The sequence below is a fragment of the Aminobacter sp. P4_H6_2 genome, from assembly GCF_056400805.1.
In genome coordinates, this window is the sequence record NZ_JBFUKO010000336.1 from 1 (window position 1) to 5,940 (window position 5,940).

Here is a 5,940-nt window from a genome sequence, read left to right on the forward strand (position 1 = left end):
AGCCATGACAAGTGCCATGTGAAATGGGCAGGCTGCAAGCCTGCCCAACTTACTCATTTTGTCCGGCAGCGGCCCGTCTTGGTCGTTTCCTTGTCGCCGTCATCATAGGCTATGCCAATTTTCTCGCCGGCCAACGAAGCGATCGTCCCCTTGTACCACTCACCGGCGCCCTTGAAATTGCACTCGACTTTCGTGCCGATCTTCCAATCGTAGGGGCGAACCTTGCTGAGGCTGGTCGTTTCACGCTCATTGTCGTCGTATCGAACGGTGATCTTGTCGCCTTGCACCTTTTCGATGACCCCAGCAAACCAATAGCCAGAGCCCTTGTAGTTTCCGAGAACCCAATCGCCGGTTGTCTGCGCGCTTGCGGTGCCGAGGGTGGTGGCGAAAATGGCACCTGCGGACAACAGAACAGAAATATGCTTCATCAAAATATCACCTTGGGTTGCAACCCATAACCAGCCCCCAATTGAACCGGGTAAGAATACATATTCGAGCTAATATGAATGCACGATGAAGTTACTTCACCGGGCGCCGAAAGCTGGAGCAGCGATGACCGAACGCTGATCCGACGAATTTCTTGATCAGTCGTGTCGGCGCACCGGTTCGGCACATCCACCTATTCGATCAAATGCACGATCGACGTGCCGTTCATCCGCCCGCGTCCGGCGAACATACCGGGCAGGAACATGCCCTGCCCGGCTGGTTTTTGTTCAGGCTTTCCGGAGGTCGGCTTCGGCGAGATCGAGCGCCTTGACGATGCGATCGAAAGCCATGTCGATGGTGGCGCGGGTCCAGATCAGCGGCGGCGACAGGATCATCGAGTCGCCGGTCGCCCGCATCATCATGCCGTTGGCGATGGCGTGGTCGCGAACAACGACCGCCGCACTGCCTCCAGGCGAGAAACGTTCCTTGGTCGCCTTGTCCTTGACGATCTCGATCGCCCCCATCAGGCCGACCGAGCGCACCTCGCCGACCAGATCGTGGCCGGCAATGCGCTCCTTCAGCATCTTGGCGAAATACGGCCCCGTATCGGTTTTCACCCGCTCGACAAGGCCCTCGCGTTCAATGATCTCAAGGTTCTTGAGCGCTACTGCGCAGGCCACGGGATGCCCCGAATAGGTGTAGCCGTGGTAGAACTCGCCGCCCTTTTCGACAAGCGTATTGGCGATCCGATCGCCGACCAGCAGTGCCGACAGCGGCTGGTAGCCTGATGTCAGCGCCTTGGCGGTGGTTATCGTGTCGGCTTCGATGCCAAAAGTCTGAGCCGCGAACCATTCGCCTGTGCGGCCATATCCGGTGATGACCTCGTCGAGCATCAACAGCACGTCGTATTTGCGGCAGATGCGCTGCACCTCGGGCCAGTAGCTCACAGGTGGGATCTTCACGCCGCCGGCGCCCATGATAGGCTCGCCGATGAAGGCTGCGACGTTTTCCGCGCCTGCCTCAAGGATCGCGTCCTCGACGGCCTTGGCGGCGCGCAGGCCGAAATCGTGGTCGCTTTCACCAGGCAGCGCCAGTTCATAGGCATATGGCATCATCACATGAACGATGTTCGGAACCGCACCGCCTAGCTGGTGATGCATGCCATCCATGCCACCGAGCGATGTGCCGGCGACCGTCGAGCCGTGATAGGCCATGTGGCGCGAGATGATGCGGTTCTTCTGCGGCTTGCCTTCGAGCGCCCAGTAGTGGCGAACCAGCCGAAGTGCCGTATCGTTCGATTCCGAACCCGACGAACCGTAGAACACCTGGTTGATGTTCTTGGGTGCCAGTTCGGCGAGCTTCTTCGACAGCAGCACAGGCGTCGGCGTCGAGCATTTGAAGAAGGAATTGTAGTAGGGCAACTCCTTCATTTGGGCGTAAGCCGCCTCGGCAAGCTCGGTGCGGCCATAGCCGATGTTGACGCACCACAGCCCGGCCATTCCGTCGAGCAGCTCGCCACCTTCTGAATCGTAGATGAAGGGACCTTCCGCGCGGGTGATCATGCGCGAGCCGATTTCGCGCAGCTCCTTGTGGTCGGTGAAGGGGTGGAGATGGTGCGCGGCGTCGATCTGCTGAAGCTGCTTCAGCGAATAATTCTGATAAGTCATTGGGTTGTGCCTTTCTCTTGAATCAATCCGGCAAGTGCCGGGGCGGATTCGAGATCAGGCAGGGGGCGAATAGCCGATGCGTGCGCACAGCCGCATAAGCTCGGTATGCCGCGTCCGTGGGGACGGCGTCGAAACCGCGCTGGGCAACGGGATATGGGCAACAAATGCGCACATGGCGACACTCTAACCCGGCGTTTTACGAATCCACAAGCGTCGGAAAAATTGCACCTCGCGCGCCGCCTTGGAATAAAGCGACGCTTTGAAGCGTTGATTGCGTGTGTGGCCGGCGTTTTTTACGGCCAAGCCCAGGGAGCGATCATCATGAAAACGATATTCTCAGCACTTGCCGTCCTGCTTGTGAGCACAGTGGCCTCCTATGCCGCCGAACCCGCCAAGATCGGGGAAGGCGCGGGTGGCAAGATCTACACCGATGCCAAGGGCATGACGCTCTACACCTTTGACAAGGATGCCAAGGACAAATCCAATTGCGACGCGGCCTGCATGAAAAACTGGCCGCCCTTCAAGGCCGCTGCCAGCGCCAAGGCCGAAGGGGAATGGACCCTCGTCAAGAGCGCTGACGGCTCGCATATGTGGGCTTATGAAGGCAAGCCGCTCTATACATATGCCGGCGACAAGAAGGCTGGCGACATGACTGGCGATGGCAAAGGCGGCATGTGGCACGCCGCCAAGGCGATGTGACGACCGATCTCGCTCAACGGCCGTGATTGGCCGCCGTACATCCCCGCAAGCTGTGGGGCACCCACAGCTTGCAATAACGTCCTGTGCTCACGAAAAACTGCGCCTGGCCGCGCGGTAAAGCGCGAAGGCGACCAGCATCACGTTGAGGCTGACCATGACAGTGGGCAGGCCCTGCGTTCCCAACATCTGCATTGCCACACCGGAACTCGGTGGCCCGACGATACCGCCGACGCCCCACATCAGCGCAAAGGCGGCATTTCCGGCCACAAGTGCGCTGCCGCCAAAGCGGTTTCCCAGTTCGACGAGCGCCATGGTGTAGACGCCGTAGCCCACAGCCCCAAGCACGACCAACACAGGCCAAATCAATGGGGTTGCGACCAGCATTGGCAGCAACAGGGCGCACACCGCGGTAGTGGCCGCGCAGAACACGATCATGGCCCGGCCGCCGAAGCGCTCCGCCAAAAGGCCCAGCGGTATCTGCAACAGGATATTCCCTAGGGAAAGTGCCGTAAGCATTGCCGCCAAGACCGCTTCCGGCAGGCCGTATCCGGCGCCAAAGACCGGCAGCAGCGAATAGGTGCTTTGCTGGTTGGCGGCAGAGACGAGAACAGCGAACAATAACGCCGGCGCAAGTGCGGCGAAACCGACGACCCCACCGACCGACTGGCCGTCGTCCTCGAACCCGGCGAGACCGGCCGACAACAAGCGCAGCATCACAGCACACGCAACGAAACCGGCGATTGCCACCACAAACGGCGTCCAGCCCGATGTGCCGACAATGGTGAGCACCAGTGGCCCTGAAGCGTATCCCACGCCCATAAGCGTGTTGAACACGCCCATAACCCGCCCGCGCCGCGACGGCGTCGCAAGCGACAGCGCCCACACCTCGCCGAGAATATAGAGCGGGTTGATGACCACGCCCACGAGGAAGCGGATCAAGAACCAGGCCACCCAGTCCTGCAGATAGCCGATGGCAAAAAAACAGAGCGCGCCAGCGAGCGAACAGCCGACCGCCAGGGGACGGGCACCTACCAGTCTCACGGCATAGGGCACGAAGGGCGCTGAAACGATAAGGCCCAACGGCATCATCGCAGCCGACAGTCCGATCATCGCCGGAGACATGCCCTGCTTCTGCATTAGCAGCGAAAACAGCGGGTAGCTCAGCCCTTGCGCTGCGCCGAACATCGCCAGCGCAGCGGTCACGCCACCAAGTGCTGCCCATCTCAATGGTGGCTCAGCGGTCGAGATTGCAGATGTCATCGCAGCCACCAAAACGAATCTGTCGAAGCAATCCTATCGCCGGACCACTACGCTCGGGATGCCTCACCACGCCTGAGAGCATCAGTCCAGGCCCATCGCCTTATGTCGCTTCCCTCGCGCTATTGGTCGCCGCCTCCGCAATGAGGGCTTTTCGCCCGGTCCATTATGCCCACGACATTCGCCTTGCCGTGAGGATTCCCATGACCGTGGCCCTGCCCTCTGCCGAACCGGCTCCCGCCGCCGACCGCGCCCGCCGCGGGGGCCGTGCCGGCAAGCGCGCCGGCACTTCCTCGGCCTTCGAGCAGCCGCCATTCCGCCAGCTCAAGATACCGTTTGCGCCAACCAAGCTGATCTCCGACGACCAGCTCGAGTCCATTCACATGGCGTCGCTTCGCGTGCTGAAGGAAATCGGCGTCGACGTGCTGCACGACGAGGCGCGGCGTATCATGAAGGCGCACGGTGCCGACGTGCGCGAGGGCTCGGAACGCGTGCGCTTCGATGCCGACATGATCCTCGAGTTGATCTCGCATGCGCCGGCGGAATTTACCCTGCATGCCCGCAACCCTGCGCACAATGTGCGTTTCGGCGGCAACAATCTGGTCATTTCGCAGATGGCGTCGGCGCCCAATTGCTCCGACCTTGACCGTGGCCGGCGTCCGGGCAACCAGGCCGACTACCGCAATTTCCTCAAGCTCGCCCAGATGCACAACATCCTGCAAACGACTGGTGGCTATCCGGTCGAGCCCGTCGACATCCACCCTTCGGTGCGCCATCTCGAATGCATCCGCGACCTCGCCACCCTTACCGACAAGGTGTTCCACATCTATTCGCTGGGCAAGGAGCGCAACGTCGATGGCATCGAGATCGCCCGCATCGCCCGCGGTATCTCGCGTGAGCAGATGCTGGAGCAGCCGTCGGTCTACACCATCATCAACACCAACTCGCCGCTCAAGCTCGACGTGCCGATGATGGAGGGCATCATCCAGATGTCGTCGATGGGCCAGGTGGTGATCGTCACGCCGTTCACGCTGTCGGGTGCGATGGCCCCGGTTACCATTGCCGGCGCGCTGGTTCAGCAGAACGCCGAGGCACTGTCAGGCCTCGCCTTCACCCAGATGGTGCGCAAGGGTGCGCCTGTCGGTTATGGCGGCTTCACCTCCAATGTCGACATGAAGTCGGGCGCGCCGGCCTTCGGCACCCCTGAATACATGAAGGCCCAGCTGATCGGCGGCCAACTCGCCCGGCGCTACAACATCCCCTACCGCACCTCGAACGTCTGCGCCGCCAACGCGGTCGACGCGCAGGCGGCTTACGAAAGTGTGTTTTCGCTGTGGGGCGCAATCCAGGGTGGCGCCAATTTCATTCTCCACGGTGCCGGCTGGCTCGAAGGCGGCCTGCGCTGCTCATACGAGAAGATGATCCTCGACATCGACCTGCTGCAGATGGTGGCCGAATTCCTGACGCCGCTCGACATGTCGGAAGAGGCGCTCGCCATCGACGCCATCCGCGATGTCGGACCTGGCGGGCACTTCTTCGGCACCCAGCACACGCAGGACCGCTACAAAAACGCGTTTTATGCACCTGTTATCTCAGACTGGCGTAATTTCGAGACCTGGGCCGAGGCGGGCAGTCCAACTGCGGTGGAAAAAGCAAACCGTGTCTGGAAAGAGCGCCTCGCCTCCTATGAGGAACCATGGATGGATCCGGCCATTCGCGAGGAGCTCATCGCCTTTGTCGACAAGCGCAAGGCCGAAGGCGGCGCCCCAACCGATTTTTGAGGAGGATTTCCATGCACAAACGAGAGATCAACTCGCCAGATGCCCCCATGCCCGCCGGTGGCTACGCCCAGGCGATCGAGGTCACCAACAATTCGCGCACGCTTTACATC

The 5,940-nt window shown here is 61.0% G+C and carries 5 protein-coding genes; 2 read left to right on the forward strand and 3 right to left on the reverse strand.

Features of this window, described 5'->3' with window-relative positions:
* Positions 1-53 precede the first annotated feature (53 nt).
* Positions 54-428, reverse strand: a complete 375-nt coding sequence (locus AC1DUU_RS20900; RefSeq protein ID WP_476785314.1) for a tudor domain-containing protein — start codon at positions 426-428, stop codon at positions 54-56.
* 285 nt (positions 429-713) lie between these two features.
* Positions 714-2,093: an aspartate aminotransferase family protein gene (locus AC1DUU_RS20905; RefSeq protein ID WP_476785315.1), complete on the reverse strand. Its 1,380-nt coding sequence runs from the start codon at positions 2,091-2,093 to the stop codon at positions 714-716.
* A gap of 321 nt (positions 2,094-2,414) precedes the next feature.
* Between AC1DUU_RS20905 and AC1DUU_RS20910 the strand changes: the two genes are divergently transcribed.
* Entirely contained in the window at positions 2,415-2,792 is a 378-nt protein-coding gene (locus tag AC1DUU_RS20910; RefSeq protein WP_476785316.1) for a COG4315 family predicted lipoprotein, read from the forward strand.
* 87 nt (positions 2,793-2,879) lie between these two features.
* Here AC1DUU_RS20910 and AC1DUU_RS20915 read toward each other — a convergent pair whose 3' ends face one another.
* The gene (locus AC1DUU_RS20915; protein WP_476785317.1) at positions 2,880-4,052 is read right to left on the reverse strand and encodes an MFS transporter; all 1,173 of its coding nucleotides are present in this window, start codon (positions 4,050-4,052) and stop codon (positions 2,880-2,882) included.
* 200 nt (positions 4,053-4,252) lie between these two features.
* Between AC1DUU_RS20915 and AC1DUU_RS20920 the strand changes: the two genes are divergently transcribed.
* Positions 4,253-5,830 carry a trimethylamine methyltransferase family protein gene (locus AC1DUU_RS20920; RefSeq protein WP_476785318.1) on the forward strand — a complete coding sequence of 526 codons (1,578 nt, stop codon included), beginning with the start codon at positions 4,253-4,255 and terminating at the stop codon, positions 5,828-5,830.
* Positions 5,831-5,940 lie beyond the last annotated feature (110 nt).